Raw genomic sequence first — 817 nt, 5'->3', positions numbered from 1 at the left:
GGGGCGCTGGGGGCGCCGCCGTCGCCCGCCGCGCCGGGGGGCGTGGGCGGCACCGGCGCGGGCGACGGGGCCGGTGCGGACGCCGACGGCCGTACGGCCGCGGAGGTCCTCGACGCGCCACAGCTCTTCGAGCCGGCGGCGTCCTACGAGGTCCGGGATGCCTTCGCCGAACTCGTCCGCCGGGATCTGCTCGGCCCGTGGGGCGGCGAGCGCGAGCAGTTCCACCCCAGGGCGATGGGCCCGCGCGAGCGGTACCTCGTCGGCATGCTCGGGCCGAAGCCGGCTCCGCGCGGTGCCCGGGAGGCCGCCACCGCGGACGTCGTCGCCGACACGGAGACGGCTGTGCAGGGCGACGCGGACGCCGACCTGCCGGAGATCGCCACCCCGCAGAACCGGGGGCGGATCTGGGCGTCGTCGATGGGACTCTCCTTCGCCGTGCCGGCCGGAAGTGACGTGCCGGCCGGAACCGACGGCACGGATCCGGTCGACGTCCTCGCCGTCACGGCGGCCTGGGGGCATTACACCAAGCGGGAGGTGGAGGACGACGAGGGCCGCAAGCGCAGCGCGTGGACCCGCGAACCGGTGGTCTTCGCGAACCGGGAGATCCGCCTGGACGATCACCTGGGCGCCGGTTCCCGGCGGATGCCGCTCGTCGGCGACGACGAGACCGGGGTCTTCCTCGTCGTCGCCGTCCGCGAGCGCGGTGCCCGTCGCGTCGTCGAGCTGACGCTGGTCAACAGCCAACCGGAGCCGCACTCGTCCGCGGACACGGCGTGGCTGTTCCAGCCGACGCTGTCGGTGACCGCGCTGGACGGCG

1 pseudogene is annotated in these 817 nt (G+C 75.8%); it reads left to right on the top strand.

The features are described 5' to 3' along the window. Positions 1-817: pseudogene (locus AC08OO_RS17970) on the top strand (DISARM system helicase DrmA); the annotation flags it as partial.

This window comes from Frankia sp. CeCAU1 (assembly GCF_977971845.1).
This window is presented reverse-complemented; position numbering and strand designations above follow the sequence as displayed.